Below are 24950 nucleotides of genomic sequence, written 5' to 3'. Positions count from 1 at the left end.
AGGGGGAATAGCAGGCCGGTTACCTTGAGCAACCTGCAACGGGGGTAACATATGACTATTGAACTCTGGCATACCCTGACTTCAGAGGCCGTGCTCGTTCGCCTCGGCGTGACTCCGTCCGGACTCGGTTCCGAAGAGGCGGATCGCCGCCTTCGGGAGTACGGCCCCAACATCCTGCAGTCGAGGAAGGGCGTCAGCCCCTGGAAGCTGCTCTTCGACCAGTTCAAAAACGTCCTGATCATAACTCTGCTCCTGGCCACCGTGCTGTCGGCTTTTCTCGGCCACGGCCTGGAAGCCGCCGCGATTGCCGTGATCGTACTCTTCGCCGTCCTGCTCGGCTTCATTCAGGAGTTCAGGGCGGAAAAAGCCATCGACGCGCTTCGGAGCATGGCGGCTCCCCAGGCACGAGTGATCCGTGACGGCAGGGAGCAGCTCGTTCCGGCCTCAGAGGTTGTGCCTGGCGATATGGTGATGCTCGCCGCAGGAGACCGCATACCCGCCGATGCCCGGCTGGTTGTGTCGGTCAACCTGCAGGTCGAGGAGGCATCCCTGACCGGCGAATCCCTGCCGTCCGAGAAAGACGCCAGTGCGCTTTTGGCAGGAAATGCCGGAGCCGGGGACCGCAGGAACATGGTGTTCGCCGGAACCTCGGTGAGCTATGGCCGCGGGTCGGCGGTGGTGGTGGCTACCGGAATGCAGACCGAGTTCGGCAGGATAGCAGCCCTGCTCCAGCAGGTTGAAACAGAAAAAACCCCGTTGCAGAAAAATCTCGACAAGGTAGGCGCCGCTCTTGCCCGTGCCGCGCTGGTCATCGTGCTGGTGATCGTGGCTCTTGGCCTGTTTCGCGGTCAGTCATTTATCGATATGCTCATTTTCGGCATAGCACTGGCCGTAGCAGTAGTGCCCGAAGCGCTTCCTGCCGTTGTCACCATCTCGCTGGCGCTCGGCGTACAGCGCATGGTAAAGCGCAACGCCCTCATGCGGAGGCTGCCCGTCGTCGAAACGCTTGGCAGCACCACGGTGATCTGTTCCGACAAAACCGGCACGCTTACCCGCGATGAAATGACCGTCCGGGCCCTCTACACCTCCGGCACCATGGTCGAAGTCGGCGGATCAGGCTATATTCCCGAAGGTGGGTTTTCGGTTGCGGATGGCGGGCCCCTTCCCGGCAGCCTGCTTCGCTTTCTCACGGCGGGCGTACTCTGCAGCGACGCCCGATTGCTGAAAAACGAAGAGGGGGAGTGGGATATCAAGGGCGACCCCACCGAGGGGGCGCTCCTTGTTGCAGCCGTGAAAGCCGGGCTCGACATTCCGGAACTGCAGGAACGTTTTCCCCGCCTCGACGAGTTACCCTTCTCCTCCGAAACGAAGCGCATGATCACCCTGCATGACGAAGGCGGGGTTCCTAACGCCTTCATCAAGGGCGCTCCGGAAGTGATTCTTCAGGACTGTGCGACGGTGGTGACGCCTGTAGGCGTAGCTTTTCTGGATTCCTCCATGAAAGAGCGGCTGCACGCCGAAGCTGAAGCCATGGGCCGAAAAGCCCTCCGGGTGCTCGCCATCGCCGAAAACCCCGGTGCGGAGATCGGTACGGCTTCCGTCGGCATGAATTTTCTCGGATTCGCCGGAATGATCGATCCTCCGAGGCCCGAAGCCGCAGAGGCCGTGCAGCGCTGTATCGAGGCAGGCATCCGCCCGGTTATGATTACCGGTGACCACCCGGTGACCGCTGAAGCCATTGCCCGCGAACTTGGTATTCTTCGCGACGGCAGGGTGGTGGCAGGAACCGCACTGCAGGAGATGAGTGACGAGGAGTTACGCCGATCGGTTGGAGGAATCAGCGTGTTCGCCCGCGTAGCCCCCGAACACAAGCTTCGTATTGTCGATGCCCTGCAGAAAAACGGCGAGATCGTTGCCATGACCGGCGACGGGGTCAACGATGCTCCTGCGCTCAAAAAAGCCGACATCGGTATTTCCATGGGTATTACCGGCACCGATGTTTCCAAGGAGGCCTCGGCCATGATGCTGACCGACGACAACTTTGCCTCGATTGTCGCGGCGGTCGAAGAGGGGAGAGGAATATACGACAATATCAAGAAATACCTGACCTATCTGCTCTCGTCAAACATCGGAGAGCTGGGCCTCATGGCAGGCGCCTCGCTGTTCGGTCTGCCGCTACCGCTCACCGCCGTACAGATTCTTTACGTCAATCTCGCCACCGACGGCCTTCCCGCACTTGCGCTGGCCGTCGATCCGCCCGAGAAGGATATCATGAAACGCCGCCCGAACGATCCCCGTCAGGGCATTTTCACCCGTTCCGTGCTTGCGCTCATGCTTGCCGGAGGCATTTGGTCCACCGTGGTGAACATGTCGCTATTCAATTGGGCTCTTCACTCCGGGCGCCCCTTACGCGAGGCGATGACCATGACCTTCGTTTCCCTGGTGCTGATCCAGTTTTTCAAGGCTTACAACTTCCGCTCCGAAACCCGTCCGCTCTATTTCAGGCCGCTGGCCAACCGATGGCTGAACCTCGCCATCCTGTGGGAGCTCATTCTGCTGGCTCTCATCATCGCGGTTCCTTTTCTGCGGATACCCTTCAGCACCTTCTGTCTTACGCCAGAGGACTGGCTTATCGTGCTGCTTTCGTCGCTCACCATCGTTCCGGTCATCGAGCTTGTGAAACTGCTGATCCGCAAAGGGGTGGTTTAGGAAAGGACAAGTAACAGATGTGCCAAGTATCAGTGGCCTTCGGTGGTACGCTGTTCGTTTTCTCTTGCACTTTTTTAGGCTGAAACCCCGAAAATGCGTTAATTAAGGCTTATATCCCATCTTTTAGACCATCAACAAAATCGGATTACACCTTTGAAGAACAGTTTCAGGAAAAAACCTCTTGCGCTGCTGCTCGAAGAGATGAACGGCGAACACCGTCTGAACCGCATTCTCGGTCCCGTGGCCCTCACAAGTCTCGGCGTAGGAGCCATCATCGGTACCGGCATCTTCGTGCTGATCGGCGTCGCCGCCCACGACAAGGCAGGCCCTGCTGTCACGCTTTCTTTCGCCGTGGCTGGACTCGCCTGTATTTTCGCGGCGCTCTGCTATGCCGAATTCGCCTCCATGGTGCCGGTTGCCGGTTCTGCCTACACCTATGCCTACGCTACTCTCGGGGAACTTTTCGCCTGGATTATCGGCTGGGATCTCATTCTTGAGTATGCCGTCGCCTCGGCTACGGTTGCGCACGGATGGTCCCACTATTTTCAGGACTTCATAAGCATATTCGGGCTCGGGGTGCCAGCGCTGTTTTCCCGTGCACCGCTCGATTTTGATCCTGAAACAGGCATGCTTGCCCTCACCGGCTCGCTTTTCGACCTGCCCGCAGTGCTCATTACCGCGATCATCACGGTGATTCTTGTCAAGGGTATCAGGGAGAGCTCCGGGTTCAATACAGCCATGGTAATTGTAAAGGTCGCCATCGTTCTGCTTGTCATCGTACTGGGCTCGCAATATGTCAATCCGGAAAACTGGCAGCCTTTCGCCCCCTTTGGATTCTCAGGCCTTAGTGTTTTCGGCCATCTCGTACTTGGAGAGCCCGGTATTGGAGGGGCGCCTGTAGGCGTGCTGGCAGGGGCGGCCATGATTTTTTTCGCCTATATCGGCTTTGACTCCATCTCCACTCATGCAGAAGAGGCGCGGAATCCCCAGAAAGACATTCCCATTGGTATCATATCTTCGCTCATTGTTTGTACCGTACTTTACATTGCCGTCGCCGCGGTCATCACTGGTATGGTGCCCTATAACGAGATCAACATCGATGCGCCGGTATCGCACGCTTTCAGCCGGGTGGGTCTCGGATGGGCGCATTTTATCATTTCACTGGGAGCGATAGCAGGCATCACATCCGTGCTACTCGTCATGATGCTAAGCCAGCCGCGTATCTTCCTTGCCATGGCGCGTGACGGACTGCTGCCTAAAAGCATTTTCGGGGCCATTCACGAAAAGTTCAGAACCCCCTGGAAATCCACTATTCTCACCGGTATTTTCGTGGCAATTATGGGCGGGCTACTGCCGCTCCGGTTGCTTGCCGAGCTGGTCAATATCGGTACGCTTTTCGCTTTTGTCGTGGTCTGTACGGCTGTGCTCATCATGCGCCGCAAGCACCCCGAAGCCGAACGCCCTTTCAAGGTGCCCTTTGTGCCTTTCGTGCCGGTTGCCGGAATTCTTACCTGTCTCCTGCTCATGTTCTCTTTGCCAGCTGAAAACTGGATCAGACTTCTGGTTTGGCTGATCATCGGCATCGCCATATATTTCATCTACGGAAGGCGCCATAGTGTGCTGTGCGGAAAGAAATGAACTGTGTTTGCAATGATGGAGCTGTTCGAATCAAAACAAACCAGGCATGTAGAAAGGTGTGTAAAAAAGGCAATAATGGTGAAAGATCCGTTGAAAAGATTATATTTCAATTCGGATGTAAGCGATTTTATTGATCATTCACGGTGTTGATCAGGCCGCTTTATGAACCTGGTCGGTGTTCCGACATGTCAGCAGGTTTTCCTGTGGGCTCTTTAGCTGTTCCTGTTTTTCTGCATGCTTGAACACATGGCTGCTTGACAGGGGGATTCCCGTCTCCTGGACGCAAACAGTTGCGCATGCAGTTCGTTTTTCCTGGCTGGGCCGGTTACGGACTGCCACTCGTCAAGGCTTCAGGTGCTATCAGGGCCTCGGATTCCTCACGGTATTTTCTTCTCATTTTTTTGATAATGACAGCAAGAAATGGGTATTCATTCCGTGATGCCCGCACTCCTCTCGGGAGAGTGATCATCGCTCGCAGATGATGGGAAATGCTTGACAGGTTAAAAAAAATTTCGCTTCACACTGATAGAACATTGTTTGTTTTTGGCATGAAAAACCCTGTTGTTTTCCAGTGATTCAGGAATTGACAGGCACTATTGTTACGTAAATATGATCAGATCTCAGAAGAAGTGGAAAATAAAAATATCAAGACAGACCGGCACTGATTTTGGTAGCAAGTGTGTTTTGAAAATTGTATTTCTGCAGGTAATATATTTGCTTTTTACTGCTTTTTTCTTGCCTGTCGCTATAGCCGCGGACAGGTCTTCGCAAACCTACATACAGAATTATAAGGATATAGCTATTTCGAAATCAGATGAATACTCCATACCTTATAAGGTTATTCTTGGTATAGCTATTGTTGAGTCTGGTTCCGGTCAGAGCAGGACTGCAAAGGAGCTGAATAATCATTTCGGTATTGTCGGGAAAAATAGCCTCAAGCGTAAAACAAGATATCGTCAATATGGAGATGCTAAAGAATCATATGATCATTTTTGCCGTTTGCTCAGAAAAAAAGAGTTTTATTCTGGAATGAAGAATATCCGGGATCATGAGTTATGGGTACGAGCAATAAGCCGGACGGGATATTCTGAAATGCCGTTAGTCTGGGAAAAAAGGGTTTTGGGTGTAATTGATGATATAAATATTTTATAAATCTGTTTTTTTGATGGAGAATCATAACCATAAAGTCCTCCATTTTACAGTAATATCTTTTTTGTTTCTTTTTCTTCTGTCCTGTTTTAGTGATTATGTGTCACAATACTGGAAGCAGGTTCTTAATATTGACATTCTTTCTGATATAAGGCGCCAGCCTGAAAAGCAGTATAATTTAAAAGAAAATAAGCCTGCAGATGCTCAGGATGCAGCTGATATTGATAGTGTCGATTTCGGACAATATCAAATACCGGGTGTGATTGTCAATTTCCGGACAGATACCAGCAGTGCGGTTTTGCCGAGAACAATGTATAAGCTGAATGCCTTGATGAGGGGTGAAAAGGTTAAACTGCGCATAGCCTGGCTTGGGGATTCATTGATTGAAGGTGATCTGATAACACAGACAGTTCGGGATCTTCTTCAGGATGATTTTTGTGGAAATCGGGGAGTTGGTTTTGTTCCTATCAAGTCAATAACAGCAGGTTTCAGAACCAGTGTTACGGCGGTAACAAACGGTGCATGGAAGGACGATAATTTCAGAAACGGAAAGAACAAGGAGCTTCAGTTCCTTTCGGGACACACATTTTACTCAAGAGGTGGGCATCTTCTTCTCAAAGACAATACGATAAAGGATACAACACAGATTCTTGAAAAGTGGCTTGTATGCGGTCCTGCATCAAAGGAGGGTGCAGTTGTTGTCAATGGAGAACGGCTTACTATCTCAACACCTAATCTGTTTAACAGGATATTGCTGGAAAAATCGATGGCAACAAAAGTACGGGTATCATTACAATGTGATGGTATTCCTTTGTATGGTGTGAGTATTGAACCGGAATACGGAGTTATCATCGATAATTTGTCCTTCAGGGGAATCAGCGGGTTCGAGCTCGGCAGAATTGACGGTTCTTTTCTTGAGGATATTTCAAGTAGAGGGCAATATGATTTGATTGTGTTGCAGTATGGGGTGAATCTTATGTTCAGGTCGCGAGACACAAACTATGACTATTATTACAAGGGTATGGACCCGGTAATAAAAAAAATGAAGCAGTATATGCCCAATGCTGAGTTTATGGTGGTAAGTAGTTCGGACAGGGCATTCCGCTATGGATCAAAATGGAGTTCTGCTATCGGTATTGATTCGCTGGTTGCAATACAGGCAAAACTTGCTTTCGAAAACGGCATTCCTTTTTTTAACCTTTATCAGACAATGGGAGGCAGTGGGACCATTGTCAGCTGGGTCGAGAACCCCGAGCGTCTTGCAGCAAAGGATTATATCCATATGTCCCCACGTGGCGCAGAAATACTTGGGAGATTTTTTTATAATGCCTTTAAAAATGACTACACCAAATTTGTGTGTCGAGAAAATAGCTATCAATGATAAGTCATATTATTGATTTTGATGCCTTGCTTAGGCAGTTGCTTTACGATCCACAGAATCCACTTCTGTTTAACAATGGTTTTTTTGTTTACTTCTTTTTTGTTTTCATACTTCTTTACTATCTGTTCAGGGAATATTATATTGCTCGTGCTGTTATTTTATCTGTATTTTCTCTTTACTTTTTTTATAAGGCGAGTGGATCATTTGTGCTTCTTGTGATTGTTTCAGCTGTTGTGGATTATGTGCTATCAAATTTTATATATAGGCAAAACAGGACATTGGTAAAGAGATTGTTGCTGATACTGAGTATTGTAATCAATCTTGGGCTGCTTTTTTATTTTAAATACACGAATTTTTTTATTTCAATAAGTAATGATTTTTTTGGTAGTAATATTCATCCATTAAATATTGTTCTTCCGATTGCTATTTCATTTTATACATTTGAAAATTTAAGTTATACAATAGATGTTTATCAGGGAAAAATTGAGCCGGAAAATAATTTTTTAAATTACCTGCTTTTTCTTTCTTTTTTCCCGAAACTCGTTATGGGTCCGATTGTCAGGGCGAGTGATTTTATTCCGCAGTTGAAGCGTCCTTATTATGTTGGAAAGGATGACTATGCAGAAGGATTATATCTTATAATATCGGGGCTGTTTAAAAAAGTTGTAATATCTGATTATATATCTGTCAATTTTGTTGATTATGTTTTTGGTGACCCATCGCTGCATACGGGATTAGAGTGTCTTATTGCTGTATATGGTTATGCAATGGTTATCTATTGTGATTTTAGTGGATACAGCGATGTGGCCATAGGTATTGCAAAGTGGCTCGGGATAACGATACCTCCAAACTTTCAATCCCCATATGCAAGTGTTTCAATTACTGATTTCTGGAGAAGATGGCATATATCTCTATCGAGTTGGCTAAGGGATTATCTTTATATCCCACTTGGTGGTAATCGATATGGAAAAGTCAGGACACATGCAAATCTCATTGTAACCATGCTTCTGGGAGGTTTTTGGCATGGTGCGAGCCTGAATTTTATCCTATGGGGAGCCCTCCATGGCTTTGGTCTTGCATTCAATAAAATCTGGTCAGGTTTCAAGGCAAACCATTCATTCTCATTTCCGTTGCCGTCTGTTACTCGACTCATTTCTGTGTTATTGACTTTTCATTTTGTATGTTTTGGATGGATATTTTTCAAGGCTTCCAGTTTTGATATTGCATTCAGGATGCTTAATCAAATAGTATACAATTTTTCATTTGATGGTATTATGCCATTTTTTTTGAACTATTATCAAGTGCTTGCAATGATTTCGCTGGGCTTTTTTCTTCATATGCTTCCTGCTAATGTGAAGGATGTTGTGAAAAGCAGATTGGAGTCCATGCCTGTTCTTGTCGGAGTTACAGTATTTCTGATGTTTGTTTCTGTATATGCCTATTATAAAACAACAGAGCCCATAATGCCTATATATCTTCAGTTCTGATTTATATACTCCTTCTTGATGTTTTGTGTTTTGCTTGTAATTAAGAGGTGTTATATGGTAAAAAAATATTTTTTCGTAGCTGTTTTTATTCTTTTCAGCATCCCGTCAGCATTATACGGGCGCAATGTATCATTGCCTGTTGTGTCCGAATTGTTCCAGGATAGTGTCCGTCAGGTTTTTGTCAATGGAGAACGCAATCGTTTGCACAACTCCAAACAGCTCCATGGACTGGCAATAAAGTTACAAAAGACAGCAGCAACAGCTGCTCGTGTGGTCCGGTTTATTCATATTGGAGATTCACATTTACAGGCGGATATGATGTCGAAAGTCCTGAGAGAGGGTTTGCACAGTCGTTATGGAAATGCCGGACGAGGGCTGATATTTCCTTATCAGCTTGCCCGAAGCAATGCTCCTTCAGATGTAATGGCTACCTCTGGAGTGCCCTGGAACTATTCACGTCTCACAGAGTTGAAGCCGAAAATCGATTGTGGTGTGTGCGGTTATGCAATAAAAACCGATTCACTCCAGGCATCTCTTTCCATTGGATTGCGTTATGCCCGGATTGACGATGATGGCTTCGATATGGTTCGTTTATTTGTCGGAAATACAACAGGATGTATTGATATAGGCACTTCAGGATACAGAAAAGAAACGGTATGTCTGGAGCCGGAAGATGTCAATGGCAAACTGATGGTTGATGTTGGTGGCAAGACAAGGAACATAAGTATTGCAAAGAGTGCAACGGATTCCACCGGATTAGTTTTTTATGGGGTCTCATTCGAGAACAAGAATGCAACAGGAGTACTGTATCATACCATAGGGGTCAATGGTGCTGACTTCGATTCCTATCTGAGAACGCCGCTTTTCTGGCAACAACTGCCTTTCTTACAGGCAGATTGCTACATTATATCTCTTGGAACCAACGATGCGCAGAACCAGCAGCTGAACCCTGATGAATTCAGTTACAGAGTAAATACGATGGTATCGAAACTCAGGGAAACTTCACCTGGTGCCGTCATTATTCTGACAACTCCCCCGGTTTCATATTACAGACGAAACTATCCAAATCCTGTACTTAAAACAGTTTCTGAGGAAATATGCCGGCTCGGCAATACAAAAAATATCTGTACCTGGGATCTTTACAGTATTTTAGGCGGCTTTTCAGGCGCTGAACTGTTTCGCAGAACAGGACTGCTCCGGCCGGATCTGGTTCATTTCAGCAAACAGGCATATCAGCTTCAGGGTGAGATGCTGCTCAAGGCTTTGCTGGATGCCATCGATGAACAGAACCGTGATCATCACTGAATTATCCATTCCGTGCCCTGTAGCATCAATCATTAAGTTTTCTTTGTTATAATCGCAGATTTTTGCGATCAATGGCAACGCTTCATATCTTTATCTGAAAAGAGCCTTCAGCGATGCGCGTCCGTCTTTCCGCGTATATATAGCCAGCGAGCTTCAGCAGTATTCCGCACGACTTTTTCAATCGAAAACCCCTGTCTGCAATGGCTGCCTCCGGTTCCCCGAAATCCGAAATCCGCTTCGCCGTCGTCATGTACGGCGGCGTATCCCTTGCGATCTACATGAACGGCATCGCCCATGAGCTGCTGCGCATGGTCCGTGCGACTGCTACGGGGCAGGACGGCGTTACACCGCTCATTCCTTCGGGGATGCTTGATCGAGTGGAAACCGTCTACCGGAAGATTGCCTACCGCCTTGCCGGCGCTACGAACGTAGATGAAATGCTGGTGCGCGATGCCGCATTGGAACGCAAATTCACTATTGATGTCATTTCAGGTACCTCGGCAGGAGGGATCAATGGCATTTTTCTTGCCAAGGCACTTGCAACCGGTCTTGGCATGGATGATCTCAAGAATCTCTGGATTGCCGAGGGTGATGCCGCTTTACTCATCAACGACTCAAGGTCTGTGAAAGATACCGTGCTGAAGGTCGAGCGCTCGCCCCAGTCGCTTTTTAACAGCAGAAGAATGTACCAGAAGCTGCTTGAGGCGTTTGAAAAAATGGATGATGCAAGACAACCTGGATCCGGCAATTCTCCCTCCGCGTATGTGCGGGAACTCGACCTGTTCGTTACCACGACTGATATTCTTGGCCTCATCCTGCCCATCGAATTAACCGACAGCACGGTTTACGAACGCAGGCACCGCAATGTGTTCAGGTTTTCAAGTTCGGATACAAGCCAGACCACCTGGAACGATTTCGTGAAGGAGAACAATCCCATGCTGGCTTTTGCGGCCCGTTCCACCTCATCGTTTCCCTTTGCTTTTGAGCCTGTCATGCTTAGCGATATCGACGAGGTGCTCAGGCGGAAAGACTATGGCGAGGAGTTTCTTTCGAGTGGTGATCGATGGAAGCGGTTTTTCCGCGGATATCCCGACAAGCCTGCTTCAGGTTGCGTTTCATACCGCAACCGGCCGTTTGGCGATGGGGGCTATCTCGATAACAAGCCATTTTCCTATGCTGTTGAAACCATCTCGGCGCGCCACTCCGATCTGCCGGTCGAGCGCAAGCTGCTCTATATAGAGCCGGTTCCCGACCATCCCGAATCCGATCCTGAAAAAAACGGCCGGCCAAACGCGATTGAAAACAGCATTGCCGCTCTCCTGAAACTGCCTCGTTACGAAACCATACGGGGCGACCTCGAAAAAATTCTCGAACGAAACCGACTGTTAGAGCGGATAGAACAGATTACCATAAATCTCGATGCTGACAAACTGCAGTCCGGGTGGGTCGCTCCCTATGTCTATGTCTACAGGGCCTGGCAAAAGAAAATCGAAAAAGGCGAAGATGCCGGAGCCGAGCCGTTCTGGGCAAAGCCAGGTCTCAATGACAGGGAGTGGGGAATGCTCGACATGGCTGATATGACCCTTCGAAAAGGCCCCGGGTATGCGGCATACCAACGGCTGGAAATCGAATCGGTAACCGATGATTTCGGCACATTGCTTGCCCGTGTTGCAGGGTTCGACGAACAATCCGATACGGCACGAGTGTTCAGAAACCTCGTGCGTGCATGGCGGGAAGAACGGTTTGTCAGATACCGGGGATCGGAGTACGATACCGACCGGAAAGAAGATGCTCACACGGAAATGCCTCCACGTACCATGAACACTTTTTTGCACTGGTTCGACCTGACATTTCCCCTCAGGAGATTGCGGTTTCTTAAGCGCCGCATCGACCGGTTTTATGCCATGGATACAAAGGAGCTGTCAAAAGATCTCGAAAAGTGGCTTGACGAACCGGTTCCTGCCGGCTCGGACGATTGGATTTCGTCCTTCAGGGTCGAGCTGCTCTCGGCAAGGAAGGATGCTCTTGCGATGCAGAGCCGACTTATTGAAGTGGGCCGCGAGCTTCGTTCGCGTTTCAGGCCTCGCGAAGGAACGGACGGGAAAGATGCCAACCCGCTCTATGATCTTGTGGCGGAGCTTGTCGATGCTCTTTCCGGAAGCGACGATGTTCGTCTTTCGACGTCGATGCAAAGCGGTTCCGCTAAACAGACGGGTGATGATCGGGATGCTACTTTCAGGCCGGTTATCGATTTTTTTCTCGGTTCCGGACGTTCCGGGGGCAAAAGCGCGCAACAGGCAAGCGAGGAGGTGGCCGCCGGTTTTCTTGAAGGCAACAAAAAGGTAATCCGGCTGCTCGACAGGATTGCCATCAAGGTCAAAAACCGGTTGACCCGGGCTATAGAGGAAAGCGACGGAGTGTGTCGAAAGGCACTTTGTATCGACGAAACCGTTACAAAGAATTCTGATTTCGGCGCAACTGCCGCCCGTTCTGTTCTCGGTAACACCTACCGGAGCTATAGCGATTACGATATGGTGCTTTTTCCCATCCTCTACGGCACAGCCGCCGACGAAGGAACCAGAATCGACGTGTCGCGCATCAGCCCTGAAGACGCGACTTTTCTTGTGGACGAGCGGAAAGACCGTCTGAAAAAACTTGCAGGAACAGCGCTTGGCAATTTCGGTGCTTTCATGGAAGAGCGGTGGCGGCGCAACGACATCATGTGGGGCCAGCTCGACGGGGCGGAGCGCATCATCAGGGCGCTTCTCCCCGATGCCGCAGATGCCGATTCCTATATCGGCGAGGCGCATGCGGCAATCGTGCTCGATACGATGAGGGAGATGGGACCGGACGAATCGAAAGACCTGCTCGTTGAAGCCTTCATGCGCCCGGCTTCCGGCAAGCCTGTTCCTGAGTCGTTTGTGTCGTTCATCCGCAAGCTGAAAGCGTATACAACGAGAATGGCCCGTTCGCGCTATGACTATTCACAGGCGTTTCGCGACATCGATGAACGGGAATTGCGTGATCATTACCTTCGGGTGTTTCGTTCCAACCATGTGCCTGAACCCGAAGCTGCGCTGAAAAATGCAGCAAGGGCAACCACCGTGACCGGCAAAATCCTTTCGGGTATTGCCGATCAGTACGGTGTTGCGGGAAAGGGGTTACTTGCCGTGATGATGCGTGCTGGCACATTGCTCTGGTGGCTTGTTGAGGCTTCGGTGCCACGCAGCATGACGAACCTCGTCTTCAAGCACTGGATGCAGCTTCTTTACCTGTTTGAAACACTGCTCCTGATACTCGGCCTCCTGTTCGTGAACCCAGGAGTTCAGCGTCTTGGTCTCACGATTCTCGCCCTTACCGGCGCTGTTCATTTGACCGTGCTCTGGCTGCGTGACCTGTTGCTTTTCAAGAACAAGTGGGCGCTTGTTTTTAAAAGCCTCGGAACAGCGCTGATACTGGTGCTTTTGCTTTCGGGCATCGCTTCCATCGTTGCGGTCAGCGGCTTGCAGCAAGAGTGGTGGGGAGTGGTTGAGGGAGTGCACAAGTGGTTCGTATCGATGAATTTGTGGGATTGACAATAACTGACAAGAGATACATGCCATGATTACCCCTTCAACACTGTTGTTTCTCCGAGGCCTGAAGGCCCGGAATACCCGCGAGTGGTTCGAGGAGCACAGGCCGGAGTTCCGGGATGCTTACGGAGAGGTGATCGGGCTCACGGCTGAGATGCTTCGGGAGGTTTGCGCCTTCGATCCCGCAGTTGCCGCGTCGGGTCTCAATCCGAAAAACTGCATCATGCGCATCTACCGCGACGTGCGCTTTTCAAAAGACAAGTCGCCCTACAAAACCAATTTTTTCGTGTTCGTCAACCGTGGAGGGCGCAGGAGCCCGTTCGGCGGCTACTACGTGCATATAGGGCCGGAAGGGGAGTCGTTTGCCGGAGGCGGTGTCTACATGCCCGAACCAGCGGTGCTTGAACTTCTGAGGGAAGAGATCGGCGGGCATTTCAGCGAGTGGCGCTCGATCATTTCGCATGAAGCCTTCAGCAGGGAGTTTCCCGAAGGCGTGCTGCCTTCGGGACTTCTGAAAAGACCGCCGAAAGGGTACGATGCCGACGACCCGGCCATTGACTATCTCAGGTACAAGGGGTACTACACCCAGCGTTTTTTCAGCGACGCCGAAGTGACCTCGCCGGGCTTTGCCCCGAGGCTCGTCGCACTCTACCGGACGGTGAAGCCGATGGTGGATTTTCTCAACCGGCCGCTGTAGCGAACTGTTATCCGTTTCCCCCATAACCATAACCATAACCGTATTGCCGTCCATCATGCATTCCCCCTCATCTTCTGCCGTCGAGCCTGCCGCCTACCGCAAGGCCGCATGGCATCTCGTGCCGTTTCTCTTTTTCTGCTACATCCTTGCCTACCTCGACCGGGTCAACGTGGGCTTCGCAAAACTGCAGATGTCGCGGGACCTCGGTTTAAGCGATATTGCCTATGGCACCGGGGCTGGGATCTTCTTCATCGGCTATCTGCTTTTCGAGGTGCCGAGCAACATCATTCTCTCAAGGGTGGGCGCGAGGATATGGATAGCGCGCATCATGATCACCTGGGGCATCATTGCCAGTCTGCAGATATTCGTCGCAGGCGAGCACGCTTTCTACCTTTTGCGTTTTCTGCTCGGGGTCGCCGAAGCGGGCTTCTTTCCCGGCATAATTCTCTACCTCACGATCTGGTTTCCTTCGAAGTACCGTGCGCGCATGGTTGCCTGGTTCATGACCGCGGTCGCCATTGCAGGCGTTGTTGGCGGGCCGGTTTCCGGTGCCATTCTCAAGGTCATGGACGGGTTCGGCGGGCTGCAGGGCTGGCAGTGGCTCTTCGTGCTCGAAGGGCTGCCATCGGCCGCGATGGGCGTTGCGGTGCTTTTTTATCTCGACGATTCGCCCCGCGACGCCTCATGGCTCGACACTGAGGAGAAGGAGCTGCTGCTGCGCCGGGCGACCCTCGACGAGGAGCGGCGGCTGCAGGGCGGTTCGGCATCACGTACGGCGGGATACGCCATGAAAAACCCGAAAGTATGGGGGTTCAGCGGAGTGTATTTTCTTGTGGTCATGGGGTTGTACGGCATCTCGTTCTGGCTGCCTCAGATCATTCGTGACACCATCACCACCGACGAGCGGGCTATCGGCTGGATATCCGTGATTCCCTGGTTCACCGCTGCCGTGGTGATGGTGCTCAACGGCGTGCATTCCGACCGGACCGGTGAGCGCCGCTGGCATGTCGCGGCGCCCTGCCTGGCTGCTGCTGCGGCATTCGCCCTTTCGGCCATGCCGCAGGTCGGAGGGTGGTACGGTATCGCGGCACTCTCGGTAGCCACCGCAGGCATCATGTCCGCGCTCTCCTGCTTCTGGTCGCTGCCATCGTCAATGCTCGGCGGCACGGCCGCCGCTGCCGGCATCGCGGTCATTAACTCGTTCGGCAATATCGCCGGATACGTAAGTCCTGAACTGGTCGGGAGGATACGCGAAAGCGCAGGGGAGCGGATGGAACTTGTGCTCGCCATGTTCTCCCTCTGCCTGCTTTTCGCGGCGCTTTCCACCCTTGCGGTTACGCGAGGAGCTTTCGGCTTTTCCGGCGAGGCCGCCGGAGAAGGGGCGTGAAGGATTGTCGTATTCTACCGACATGCCGTCCCTGACGGGACTTGTAAAGGATGTTTCTTGTCAAGCTCCGAAGGGGAGGCTGGTTGGTGTCACAGGTTACGAGCCCTGCGTGTTCATGACGGGAATACGCCGTAACTTCCTGAAAAATATCGTTGAAATTCGTGTCTGCATTCAGGGAACCCCAAACCATGAACCGCAATGCTTGTAAATATGGAAGATCAGTTCAAGGGACTGCCGATGGCGGATCTTATCGGCGGGCCGCTTCAGGCCGCATGCGAAGCACAGATGCGCCTTGCTGAGGCCACCGCTGATTTCATCAGGAGTGTCTGCTTCGACATCGACCCGACAGGACAGCGTCCGCCCGTCATGAGGGTGGAGTTTGTCCGCCCCGAAGCCCACGAACCCGAATATCTGCATCTGCCGCTCGAAGGTCTTGGCAATGCCGAGTTGTTCGACAATATCGAAAAGCTGAAAAGTGCCGGGATATAAAGGCAAGCCTGAACAGGCATGATGTTTCGTTCATTTCGCCGCCACAAACGGAAATATCAGGATGACCACCTTGCTTCTTGATAATGGTGCGGATATCGGCCGGTATCTGATTGAAAAAAGTGCCAATCCGGATTTGTGCGACCGGAACTATGAAACACCGCTTACATTTGCAAAAAAGCATGAGCTCCATGAGTGCGTGTCGATTCTGGAGAGGGCGCGGTAATCGAATGCAAAAAGGTTTTTTCCTAAGCCCCGCAGAGGCGTAAATACCGGTAGCACAGGGTGCGACATATGTAATGGAAAGCCGTATTTGTTGGGGGATTGCCGGTATTCTACCGATATATCGTTCCTCCGGGACTTATGGGTGTTTTTTCTTCGAGTTCCGTCAGGAGCGACATATCGGTAGCACGGAGTGGTGCCCTGCGTTTCACGTTCATATCTACTTGTTCCTGCAAGACTGAGGGACGCAGTGCAACAAGATATAAGTCTCGGATTGTCGCAGAATGGTGGCGGAAAGGCTCGAAAGATTTGAGCAATCAGGTTTCCTCCGCAGGTTGGTCGATTATTTCAGATGGACAAGGGTTTTGGCGATCCGGTCGCGCAGGCCGGGCGAGACGGCTGCTTCGTCGGCATATTGTTTCCATTGAGCTACCGTTGCGTTGATTTCGTCGATTACTTCCGAGGCCTTTTTGTTTTTGATTGATCTGCCGATTTCAAGAAGGTCTTCTCTGGTGATGTCCGTCCGTTTTCCGTTGATGCTCAGGGCATGCTGGCTTACCCATCGATGATCGGGCTGGTATGCGTGGCAGAGATCATAGGCCGGAGCCAGTTCCCACCGGGCATCCTTTTTCAGCCTGAACGAAAAGTTTTTGGTGTGGTCGTCGCAGTTTCGGGCCGCCACGTTGAAAACCATTCTTCTGAACATCTGCTCGGCTTCGGGATAGGTCAGTTTCAGTTCGCGCATGGTCTGAAAAAGCTGCTCATAGCTGAAACTCGTTACCGAGATGTAGTCGAAGTGCTTCAGAGCGCTGAAGGTTTGTATGTGATGTTTCGTTGAACCGCCTTCCCGGTCGAAGCGTTTGGTCATAAAGTGAGCACGGCCGTTTTCTTCCAGCAATCGTGACGGCATCATGGTTATGCCGCAGGCTGTGGCCATGTTGCAATACGCCATTTCAACCCTTCCATAGCCGTGGCTCGTGCCCAACTGAATGTCGCTCACGCCGTCCAGCTTGACGAGCCAGTGCTCGAAGCCTTTTGGGGCAGTGGACTGTCCTGATCGGACCTCGCCTGTTTTTTCGTTGTACGCAATGACGGCCTTCGGCCTTGCCCCCCCGGCAGACGTGCCGATACGGAGCAGTTCCGGTATGGCTTTCTCCTCGTCCGTCCTGAGGTTGGCGGCAAAAGCCTCTTTTCCGGAGAGCATTTTTTTTGCCATGTCCACCAGGCTCTCTATCTCTACGGCGAAGGTCCGTTTGCTCTCTTTCATGGTGGCGGGCTGAAACTCCAGGGCGCCCATGCCCCGGGTTCCGATGAAGCAGAGCATCTCCACCGGATTCATGCTGTCCTGCGGACGGCCCTGCCAGGCAAGCCACTGGTTGATCAGTTCGTTTCCGTAGCGGTCGGGCAGCACATCGGCCAGTAAGCCGGGCAAGCCCCTGAAAGAGTCCAGGGCAGGTTCGGCTTTTTTGCGCAGGGCCGGAAAGCCGTAGATGTTTCTGGTATCCGAAACAGGCATTTGCAGGGGTGAGATATCCCATCCCTTCGATTTGAAGCCGGTATCATATTCAAACGCAGCCAGTCCTGCGGCATCGTTCCATGCCACCGCACCGACCAGTTCTTCCCATATGCTCACTTCGGCTACGATCATGTTTCACCATTCATATTCCGCTGCATTTCCGTCTTTTTTTCCTCGTGCCCGCTGCCGTTTCTCTTTCTGCATTCTGGCCAGCGCGAGCGGGCTGATGCGCTGCTCCACCACAAACGCCTCCATTACCTGCAGCTGGTCCAATACCCTGAGTACCTGAATCAGGGTGCCGAGGGTAATCGATTCTCCCCTTTCCAGCAAGCTCAGGGTCGAGCGGCTGATGCTGGCGGCATGAGCCAGTTCATCCTGGGTCTTGTTCTGCTCCATGCGGTGGTGCCTTACAAAAGCTCCGATATGCCCGACCAGTGCATTGTCGCTCATTGAACGCCATCTTGTGAATGAATTATCAGTCATAAAGCTGCTTTTTATCGGTAATGCATGAATTATCATTTGTAAGATATCACTTTTTTTGTTTCGAGTAAATAATATGAATGACTAATCATGCGTAAGGCATGAATGATGCTTTATGTGCATGATTTATCACTCGCAATTACCTATCGAGATTCTTTTCCTTTACGCTTTGAGACGTTGATCCGTAAGTTATTTATGACGGCAGCCGAGCATTATTTCAGGCGGATAAGGGTTATTGGCGATAAAAGCCTTTTACGATAGCTTCGCTTTTGTGAGACAGGATCGTTCGGAATATCCGGATAGCCGGCAATCCGAATTCTGACGACAGGGGAGAGTAGCCCGCAGGAGAATGGAGACTTGGGGAACGACCGAATCTGCATACTTGTAATTATGGAGAAGAGAGGTCCGGCAATCGTGTCTCATTCATCAACTCCTGACAGGGAGGCAGCCATGAACAGTCCAACGGAAATGCTTGAAGCTGAACACCGGGTCATTGCCCGGATTGTCGGTATTACGCCGCTCCTTGCCGAGAGGCTTGAGGAAGGCGGTGTCATCAAGCCGGACATTCTGCAGGGCATTGTTGAATTCATGCGGATTTATGCCGACAAATGCCATCACGGCAAGGAAGAGGATCTGCTGTTTCCGGCGCTCGGAGAGAAGGGTGTTCCGATGCAGGGATGCCCTATTGGAGCTCTCGTCGCCGATCATGTTTCGGGAAGGTCGCTGGTCAGGCGCCTCGCCGAATCTGCTGAAGCATATGTCAGAAACGAGCCGGAAGCTTACGAAGGACTGATCGGCAGCCTTCGCGGCATTGCCGATCTTTATCCCGGCCACATCTGGAAAGAGGACTATCTGCTGTTTCCCATGACCAACAAGGTGCTGAATCCTGATGAGCTTGATGCTCTGTATAGTGAATTCGAGAAGGTCGATCTTCGCATCGGCCATGATAGCCTCGAACGTCTGGCCCGGCTTGCCGGTGATCTTGAACGGCAGTTCGGTTGAACTGTTTTCGGAAAGCGGTATGCTTGAAAATAATGGCTGCTCGGCAACGAACAGGAGAATTGCAATGATTCAGAAAAAGATTGCAGTTGTTGTGGGAAGCCTTCGCAGGGAATCCTTCAACCGGAAAATGGCAAGAGTGCTCATCGCGCTTGCCCCTGCATCGCTAACGCTTGAAGTAATCGAAATTGCCCAGCTTCCGCTCTATAACGAGGATCTCGATACCGACAGGCCCCGCCGTCCGGGTGGAGTTTCGTGAACGGGTAAAAGCGTTTGACGGGATCCTGTTTGTTACGCCGGAGTACAATCGGTCGGTACCGGTGGTGCTCAAGAACGCAATTGACGTGGGGTCGCGTCCCTACCGGAAAAGTGTCTGGAACGGAAAACCGGGCGCCGTGATGAGCGTTTCTCCAGGGATGATAGGGGGGTTCGGCGCAAACCACCATTTGCGGCAGTCGCTGGTGTTTCTTAACGTTCCGGTTTTGCAGCAGCCCGAGGCTTACATCGGCAACGCATCCGCTCTTTTTGACGAGAGCAGCAATCTTGCGAGCGATTCGTTCAGGGAGTTCGGAACGAAGTTTATGCAGGCCTACGCACTGTGGGTTGAGACCAACACTTGCAGCAAAGCTCAGTGAGTTTTTGGGAAGATCTGGTTATATCAAACACTTGGCACGATAGGGGGAGTTCGATGAGCGTTTCAAAGGCTTTTGCCATGTTCATGCAGGAGGCTCCGGCTCACGCCGAGGCATGGATGCAGGCCGCTAAAGCGCTGGATGCAGCCAGCGCGCTCGACAGGAAAACGGAGGAACTGGCATATTTGGCGGTTCTTGCCGCTACCGGCAATATTTCAGGGATTCCGTTCCATGTGCTTTCCGCCAAGTCGCAAGGCGCCTCGCGTGAGGAGGTGGTGAGTGCGGTTCTTGTAGGCCTGCCCGCTGCCGGGGCGGTGGTGATCGGCGCCCTTCCGCCTGCGCTGGAGGCTTACGACGGCGAAGGGCAGTAACGGTCTTTGCCGGTGAACGGTTTTTTTTACTCGATTCCGGTTACCTCTCCCTCCAGATCGTAGGGCGTCGAGTCGGTGATACTGGCTCGGCAGAACATGCCGGGTCGGACGTCGAAGCCAGCGGTTTCGAGGATGCATTCGTTATCCACTTCCGGGGCGTCGTACTCGGTGCGGCCGAAGGCCGTCCCCTCTTCCACCTGATCGACGAGCACCAAGATCTCCTTCCCCTCGTACTCCCGGTTCTTTTCCTGCGAAATGGATTCCTGCAGCTCCATGAGTTCCGCCACGCGGTCCTGTTTTTCTTCGGGGTTAACATTGTCTTCGAGCAGGTATGCGGGCGAGTACTCCTCGTGGCAGTAGGGAAAGCAGCCGAGTCGGTCGAAGCGGCTCTCCTCGACGAACCGCAGCAGTTCCTCGAACTCCTCCCTGGTTTCTCCGGGGTAGCCGGCGATCATGGTGGTGCGGAGCCGGATGCCGGGGTTCCGTTCGCGTATGGATTCGAGCAGCCGGAGGGTTCCGGCGCGGTCGATGCCCCGGTTCATGGAGCGAAGGATGCGGTCGCTTATATGCTGCAGCGGCATGTCGAGGTAGTTGCACACGTTTTCCCGCTCGCGCATGGTGTCGATCACCTCCATAGGAAAGTTCAGCGGGTAGGCGTAGAGCAGGCGGATGCGCCGGAACGCCATGTCGGAGAGGCGGAGCACGAGATCGTTCAGGAGCGGCTTGCCTCCGAGGTCGCAGCCGTATACGCTGATGTCCTGAGCTATGAGGTTCAGCTCACACACTCCCGACTCCTTCAGGATCGAGGCTTCGCGCAGCAGTTGTTCCGGCTGCTGGCTTACGTAGCGTCCGCGGATTTTCGGGATCGAGCAGAACGAGCACTGCCGGTTGCACCCTTCGGCGATTTTCAGGAACGCGTAGTGGGGCGGTGTGAGCAGCATGCGCCGGTCGAACAGCTCCTCGCGGTACCCGGCTCCGATGGCCTGAAGCACTTCCGGAAGTTCGCGGGTTCCGAAAAAACCGTCCACCTCGGGCATCTCCTCCCCCAGTTCTTTCCGGTAGAGCTCCGGCAGGCAGCCCATTACGTAGACCTTTCGCACCATGCCTTCCTGCTTTTTCCGGATGGCGGCAAGGGTTTCGGCTATGGACTCCTCCTTGGCGTCCTGGATGAAGCCGCAGGTGTTGATGAGGATGATGTCGGCGTCGTCGGCAACCTCGGTAAAAATCATACCGCTCGCGGCGGCCTGGGCCATCAGCCTTTCGGAATCGACGGTGTTTTTAGAGCAGCCGAGACTCAGGAGAAAGATGTTGCGCATGGTTATTTCAGGGTGTTGCCGTTGAACTCGCGGAGAAACTCCTTCTTCCAGAGGGTGAAGGTGCCGTTCTGTATCTCTGTCCGGGCGGTTGCCGTGAGCCACATGAAGAAGGAGATGTTCTGCATGGTGCAGAGCGTGAGGCCGAAAATTTCGCCCACGTTCAGGAGGTGGCGGATGTAGGCGCGCGAGTAACTGCGGCATACCTCGTTCGGGAAGCCTTCGTCGATGGACCGGAAATCCTCGGAGTACCTGGCAGAGCGGAGGTTCATGGTTCCCTTGCGCGTGTAGACCCGGCCGTTTCGTCCTTCCCGGGTGGGGATCACGCAGTCGAACATGTCGATGCCGCGTTCGATGGCGTTGAGAATGTTTTCCGGCGTGCCAACGCCCATAAGGTAGCGCGGCTTGTGCTCCGGAAGCAGGGTGTGCGAGAGTTCCAGCACCCGGTACATGGCTTCGGCGGGTTCTCCCACCGCCATGCCGCCCACCGCGTAGCCGTCGAAATCGAGATCCACGAGAGCTTTCGAGGAAATGGTTCTGAGGTCGGCATGCACGCCTCCCTGGGTGATGCCGAACTGGTACTGCCGGTGGCCGTAGAGCGGGCTGGTGCGAAGGAAGTGCGTTCTGGCGCGTTCGGCCCACCGCAGGGTGAGTTCTCCTGACTTTTCCACGTAGCTGCGCTCGGCGGTGGATGGAGGACATTCGTCGAGCGGCATCATGATGTCGCTGCCGATAATGCGCTGCGTATCCACCACGTTTTCAGGCGTGAACTGCAGTTTCGAACCGTCGATGTGCGATTTGAAGGTAACCCCTTCTTCGGTGATCTTTCGCAGATCGGAGAGCGAGTAGACCTGATAGCCGCCGCTGTCGGTCAGGAGGGGGCCGTTCCAGTTCATGAACCGGTGCACGCCTCCGGCCTTAAGGATGATGTCGTTGCCCGGCTTAAGGTAGAGGTGGTAGGTGTTGGCCAGAATGATATGGACGTTGAGCCCTTCAAGGAGATCGGTCGGCACTGACTTCACGCTGGCTCTCGTGCCTACAGGCATGAAGATCGGGGTGGGGATGGCGCCATGATCCGTATGGAGCACGCCGCATCGCGCTGCTGATTGCGGATCGGTGGTGGTGAGGCTGAATTGCAAGTTCATGACGGTTTTTAAGTGGTACCCGTAAGGGTTTAGACCGCCAATCTAACGACTTTTTGCGGGAAGAAAAAAACGGAGGCGTCCGATAGCCGGGAAGAGCAAAAAGATATTCTACCAGTCGTAGCCGAGTATGCGCAGGATGCGCCGGGCGTCCTTGTCGCCGAGTCGTGCGGCCGTGCGGGCATCTGCGATAGCACCTTCCTTGTCGCCGATTTTGCGTTTGGCCGCAGCCCTGCTTCCGAAGATTTTCGCGGTACCCGGAGCAAGTGCGGAGGCCTTGTCGTAATCTTCGATTGCTCCGCGGAAGTCTCCGCTGTGGTATTTTTCCTTGCCGCTCCAGTAATAATCGTCTGCTGTTTTCACTCCTTCGGGGACGTCTGCGGCCGAGAGTAGCAAGCTTAGCAGGAGGAGAATGAACGGTATGGGGGTATTTTTGTGATCGGTCATAGCTGTCCGGTATTCATACGAATTTACCTCAATGATACGTATCGAACAAGATAGAGAAAGGAGATTTTTCTATATCATTATCCTCTTTTACCGGATTTCCTGAACCTTCCTGCAGGCCATGAAAATCAAGCCGGTTTTGAGGAAGGTTCTTTTCAATGCCGGGAAAGCGAGTTTCTTTTTTTATTTTCCCTGAAATCTTTACGTGCCGTTGTGGCTCGTATCAATCTTAATCATTTTATCGATGAACGTTCTGGTTACCGGAGCTGCGGGTTTTATAGGATTCCATGTCTGCCAGCGTCTTCTTGAACGAGGAGAGAATGTTACGGGTCTCGACAATCTCAATGATTACTATGACGTGAGTCTTAAAGAGGCCCGCCTCAAGCTTCTCCAACCGTACGCGAATTTCCGTTTCGTGAAAACCGATCTGGCTGACCGGCAGGGGATGGAAAAACTTTTTCGTACGGGAAAGTTCGATAAAGTGATCAATCTCGCGGCCCAGGCGGGAGTGCGCTACTCGCTCATTAACCCTCACGCCTATATCGAAAGCAACATCCAGGGTTTTCTGAACATTCTCGAAGGCTGTCGCCATAACGGCGTCGCTCATCTTGTGTATGCTTCGTCGAGCTCGGTCTATGGGGCCAACGAAACCATGCCGTTTTCCGTGCATGACAACGTTGACCATCCGCTCTCCCTCTATGCGGCCAGCAAGAAAGCCAACGAGCTGATGGCGCACACTTACAGTCATCTCTACAATATACCCACAACCGGGCTGCGTTTTTTTACCGTTTATGGTCCTTGGGGACGCCCCGATATGGCGCTTTTTCTTTTTACCGATGCCATCCTGAACAACCGCCCGATCCAGGTGTACAACTACGGGAATCACCGCCGTGATTTCACCTTTATCGACGACATCGTCGAGGGGGTGATCCGCACGCTCGATCACAATGCCGAAGGCAACCCGGAGTGGTCGGGGTTACACCCGGATCCCGGTTCGAGCCGTGCGCCCTGGAAGGTGTACAACATTGGCAATAGCAAACCGGTCAACCTGATGGACTACATCGCTGCGCTTGAGCTGCAGCTCGGAAAAACAGCGGAAAAGGAGTTTCTGCCCATGCAACCGGGTGACGTACCTGATACCTATGCCGATGTCGACCAGCTCAAGCAGGATGTGCACTACAAGCCCGAAACGCCTGTCGAGGAAGGGGTAAGGCGGTTTGTGGCGTGGTATCGGGACTATTACGGTATCGCTTAAGCGGGAAGAGTATAGTAGCTTATGGTACCTTCCGTTCGCAGTGTGAGAGCTCCCGATCGTACCAGAGATATGAGTCGCTCTCTGGCTTCCCCCAGGGGAATTCCTGCCATCTTTCCGTATTCGCCGGCGGTGATCTGCCTTTGCTGCTGCAGGTAACCAAGCAGCATTTTTTCTGCAGAGCCGAACGACAGTTTCAGCGGATTTTTTTTCGACTGCATCAGGATTATCCTGTCGTCGCAGAGCGCCCGGTTCCGGTTTCCTTCGCGGGTGTATACCCGTTTTTCCGTCACGGATTTTCCGGTGCGGGGGTCTGTCGCCTGTTCGATGTGATAGTGCGGTTTGTCGGGACTTTCAGGAACGAGCACCATGAGCACCAGCCTTCGTTTGAACTCCTCGTGGTAGATCTCGATTTCCGGTTCCGGATCGATATGCAGTTTTACTCCTTCATCGACGATTTCAAGGATCTCTTTTTCGCTGTGGATGCCCACGATCCTTTTGTCGTCGTCCACTCCGATGAGAATGACGCCACCTGAGGTATTGGCGAAAGCCGTGATGGGTTTGGCTATTTTGGAGGGCGAGTGAACGAGCCTTTTGAACTCGGTCTGCCCGTTTTCTCCCTCTGCTACGAGTTCAGAGAGGGAGAGCTGCTGGAAACGGCTGCGGATAGGGGTCATAAGGGGCCTGTTCAATGTTGAAAGGAACCTCGGTTGCGTCCTGTCGATCTTTTGCTCCGGCTGTTCCGGTCATGCCCCCACTGTACCCCTG

The 24950-nt window shown here is 52.3% G+C and carries 19 protein-coding genes and 2 pseudogenes; 15 read left to right on the top strand and 6 right to left on the bottom strand.

From position 1 onward, the window contains the following. Positions 1-51: 51 nt before the first annotated feature. From K9G39_RS00435 to K9G39_RS00385, 11 genes and pseudogenes are all read left to right on the top strand, one after another. Positions 52-2709 (top strand): cation-translocating P-type ATPase, encoded by a 2658-nt coding sequence (locus K9G39_RS00435; RefSeq protein ID WP_292002949.1) that lies wholly within the window; start codon positions 52-54, stop codon positions 2707-2709. Between the two features lie 153 nt (positions 2710-2862). Beyond that, positions 2863-4347 (top strand): amino acid permease, encoded by a 1485-nt coding sequence (locus tag K9G39_RS00430; protein ID WP_292002948.1) that lies wholly within the window; start codon positions 2863-2865, stop codon positions 4345-4347. 609 nt (positions 4348-4956) lie between these two features. After that, entirely contained in the window at positions 4957-5499 is a 543-nt protein-coding gene (locus K9G39_RS00425; protein ID WP_292002947.1) for a glucosaminidase domain-containing protein, read from the top strand. Positions 5500-5512: 13 nt separating this feature from the next. Further along, positions 5513-6877: a hypothetical protein gene (locus tag K9G39_RS00420; protein ID WP_292002946.1), complete on the top strand. Its 1365-nt coding sequence runs from the start codon at positions 5513-5515 to the stop codon at positions 6875-6877. Next, positions 6874-8364: an MBOAT family O-acyltransferase gene (locus K9G39_RS00415; protein WP_292002945.1), complete on the top strand. Its 1491-nt coding sequence runs from the start codon at positions 6874-6876 to the stop codon at positions 8362-8364. The genes K9G39_RS00420 and K9G39_RS00415 overlap by 4 nt, the downstream gene beginning before the upstream one ends. A 54-nt stretch (positions 8365-8418) precedes the next feature. Continuing rightward, a complete protein-coding gene (locus tag K9G39_RS00410) occupies positions 8419-9669 on the top strand; it encodes a GDSL-type esterase/lipase family protein (RefSeq protein WP_292002944.1) in 1251 nt (416 codons plus the stop codon). A 200-nt stretch (positions 9670-9869) separates the two neighbouring features. After that, positions 9870-13244, top strand: coding sequence for a patatin-like protein (locus K9G39_RS00405; RefSeq protein ID WP_292002943.1), 3375 nt, complete (start codon positions 9870-9872; stop codon positions 13242-13244). 25 nt (positions 13245-13269) lie between these two features. Further along, positions 13270-13938 (top strand): DUF2461 domain-containing protein, encoded by a 669-nt coding sequence (locus tag K9G39_RS00400; protein ID WP_292002942.1) that lies wholly within the window; start codon positions 13270-13272, stop codon positions 13936-13938. A gap of 55 nt (positions 13939-13993) precedes the next feature. Next, the gene (locus K9G39_RS00395) at positions 13994-15325 is read left to right on the top strand and encodes an MFS transporter (RefSeq protein ID WP_292002941.1); all 1332 of its coding nucleotides are present in this window, start codon (positions 13994-13996) and stop codon (positions 15323-15325) included. Between the two features lie 198 nt (positions 15326-15523). Next, a complete protein-coding gene (locus K9G39_RS00390) occupies positions 15524-15814 on the top strand; it encodes a DUF2589 domain-containing protein (RefSeq protein WP_292002940.1) in 291 nt (96 codons plus the stop codon). Positions 15815-15851: 37 nt separating this feature from the next. Then, positions 15852-16037, top strand: a pseudogene (locus tag K9G39_RS00385) (hypothetical protein); the annotation flags it as partial. Positions 16038-16376: 339 nt separating this feature from the next. Here the strand turns inward: K9G39_RS00385 and K9G39_RS00380 are convergent. Then, positions 16377-17681, bottom strand: a complete 1305-nt coding sequence (locus K9G39_RS00380; RefSeq protein ID WP_292002939.1) for a type II toxin-antitoxin system HipA family toxin — start codon at positions 17679-17681, stop codon at positions 16377-16379. Positions 17682-17684: 3 nt separating this feature from the next. Continuing rightward, positions 17685-18032, bottom strand: a complete 348-nt coding sequence (locus K9G39_RS00375; protein WP_292002938.1) for a helix-turn-helix transcriptional regulator — start codon at positions 18030-18032, stop codon at positions 17685-17687. A 447-nt stretch (positions 18033-18479) separates the two neighbouring features. On the opposite strand from K9G39_RS00375, the gene K9G39_RS00370 reads away from it, so the two are divergent. The 3 genes and pseudogenes from K9G39_RS00370 (at position 18480) to K9G39_RS00355 (ending at position 20031) form a co-directional block, all read left to right on the top strand. Next, positions 18480-19031: a hemerythrin domain-containing protein gene (locus K9G39_RS00370; protein WP_292002937.1), complete on the top strand. Its 552-nt coding sequence runs from the start codon at positions 18480-18482 to the stop codon at positions 19029-19031. 64 nt (positions 19032-19095) lie between these two features. Further along, positions 19096-19663: pseudogene (locus tag K9G39_RS00360) on the top strand (NAD(P)H-dependent oxidoreductase). A gap of 53 nt (positions 19664-19716) precedes the next feature. Continuing rightward, the gene (locus K9G39_RS00355; RefSeq protein ID WP_292002934.1) at positions 19717-20031 is read left to right on the top strand and encodes a carboxymuconolactone decarboxylase family protein; all 315 of its coding nucleotides are present in this window, start codon (positions 19717-19719) and stop codon (positions 20029-20031) included. Positions 20032-20057: 26 nt separating this feature from the next. Here K9G39_RS00355 and rimO read toward each other — a convergent pair whose 3' ends face one another. The 3 genes from rimO to K9G39_RS00340 form a co-directional block, all read right to left on the bottom strand. Beyond that, complete coding sequence (gene rimO / locus K9G39_RS00350; protein WP_292002933.1) at positions 20058-21347, bottom strand: 30S ribosomal protein S12 methylthiotransferase RimO; 1290 nt, start codon at positions 21345-21347, stop codon at positions 20058-20060. Between the two features lie 2 nt (positions 21348-21349). After that, positions 21350-22483: a tRNA guanosine(34) transglycosylase Tgt gene (tgt, locus tag K9G39_RS00345; protein ID WP_292003062.1), complete on the bottom strand. Its 1134-nt coding sequence runs from the start codon at positions 22481-22483 to the stop codon at positions 21350-21352. 114 nt (positions 22484-22597) lie between these two features. Beyond that, positions 22598-22933, bottom strand: coding sequence for a hypothetical protein (locus tag K9G39_RS00340; protein ID WP_292002932.1), 336 nt, complete (start codon positions 22931-22933; stop codon positions 22598-22600). 241 nt (positions 22934-23174) lie between these two features. Between K9G39_RS00340 and K9G39_RS00335 the strand changes: the two genes are divergently transcribed. Beyond that, the gene (locus tag K9G39_RS00335) at positions 23175-24185 is read left to right on the top strand and encodes an NAD-dependent epimerase (protein ID WP_292002931.1); all 1011 of its coding nucleotides are present in this window, start codon (positions 23175-23177) and stop codon (positions 24183-24185) included. On the opposite strand, the gene K9G39_RS00330 is transcribed toward K9G39_RS00335, so the two are convergent. After that, positions 24182-24859 carry an ATP-binding protein gene (locus K9G39_RS00330; RefSeq protein WP_292002930.1) on the bottom strand — a complete coding sequence of 226 codons (678 nt, stop codon included), beginning with the start codon at positions 24857-24859 and terminating at the stop codon, positions 24182-24184. The genes K9G39_RS00335 and K9G39_RS00330 overlap by 4 nt on opposite strands. Positions 24860-24950: the final 91 nt, after the last annotated feature.

It is taken from the genome of Chlorobium sp. (genome assembly GCF_021740465.1).
Lineage (GTDB): Bacteria > Bacteroidota > Chlorobiia > Chlorobiales > Chlorobiaceae > Chlorobium.
The sequence above is the reverse complement of the archived record's forward strand: the minus strand, read 5'-3'. Positions and strand labels throughout refer to the sequence as shown.

Excerpts from the sequence above, each read along its gene's own strand:
- K9G39_RS00435 (WP_292002949.1), top strand. The coding sequence starts at position 52 with ATGACTATTGAACTCTGGCATACCCTGACTTCAGAGGCCGTGCTCGTT.
- K9G39_RS00425 (WP_292002947.1), top strand. The coding sequence starts at position 4,957 with ATGATCAGATCTCAGAAGAAGTGGAAAATAAAAATATCAAGACAGACC.
- K9G39_RS00420 (WP_292002946.1), top strand. The coding sequence starts at position 5,513 with ATGGAGAATCATAACCATAAAGTCCTCCATTTTACAGTAATATCTTTT.
- K9G39_RS00415 (WP_292002945.1), top strand. The coding sequence starts at position 6,874 with ATGATAAGTCATATTATTGATTTTGATGCCTTGCTTAGGCAGTTGCTT.
- K9G39_RS00410 (WP_292002944.1), top strand. The coding sequence starts at position 8,419 with ATGGTAAAAAAATATTTTTTCGTAGCTGTTTTTATTCTTTTCAGCATC.
- K9G39_RS00405 (WP_292002943.1), top strand. The coding sequence starts at position 9,870 with ATGGCTGCCTCCGGTTCCCCGAAATCCGAAATCCGCTTCGCCGTCGTC.
- K9G39_RS00400 (WP_292002942.1), top strand. The coding sequence starts at position 13,270 with ATGATTACCCCTTCAACACTGTTGTTTCTCCGAGGCCTGAAGGCCCGG.
- K9G39_RS00395 (WP_292002941.1), top strand. The coding sequence starts at position 13,994 with ATGCATTCCCCCTCATCTTCTGCCGTCGAGCCTGCCGCCTACCGCAAG.
- K9G39_RS00390 (WP_292002940.1), top strand. The coding sequence starts at position 15,524 with ATGCTTGTAAATATGGAAGATCAGTTCAAGGGACTGCCGATGGCGGAT.
- K9G39_RS00380 (WP_292002939.1), bottom strand. The coding sequence starts at position 17,681 with ATGATCGTAGCCGAAGTGAGCATATGGGAAGAACTGGTCGGTGCGGTG.
- K9G39_RS00375 (WP_292002938.1), bottom strand. The coding sequence starts at position 18,032 with ATGACTGATAATTCATTCACAAGATGGCGTTCAATGAGCGACAATGCA.
- K9G39_RS00370 (WP_292002937.1), top strand. The coding sequence starts at position 18,480 with ATGAACAGTCCAACGGAAATGCTTGAAGCTGAACACCGGGTCATTGCC.
- K9G39_RS00355 (WP_292002934.1), top strand. The coding sequence starts at position 19,717 with ATGAGCGTTTCAAAGGCTTTTGCCATGTTCATGCAGGAGGCTCCGGCT.
- rimO (WP_292002933.1), bottom strand. The coding sequence starts at position 21,347 with ATGCGCAACATCTTTCTCCTGAGTCTCGGCTGCTCTAAAAACACCGTC.
- K9G39_RS00340 (WP_292002932.1), bottom strand. The coding sequence starts at position 22,933 with ATGACCGATCACAAAAATACCCCCATACCGTTCATTCTCCTCCTGCTA.
- K9G39_RS00335 (WP_292002931.1), top strand. The coding sequence starts at position 23,175 with ATGAACGTTCTGGTTACCGGAGCTGCGGGTTTTATAGGATTCCATGTC.
- K9G39_RS00330 (WP_292002930.1), bottom strand. The coding sequence starts at position 24,859 with ATGACCCCTATCCGCAGCCGTTTCCAGCAGCTCTCCCTCTCTGAACTC.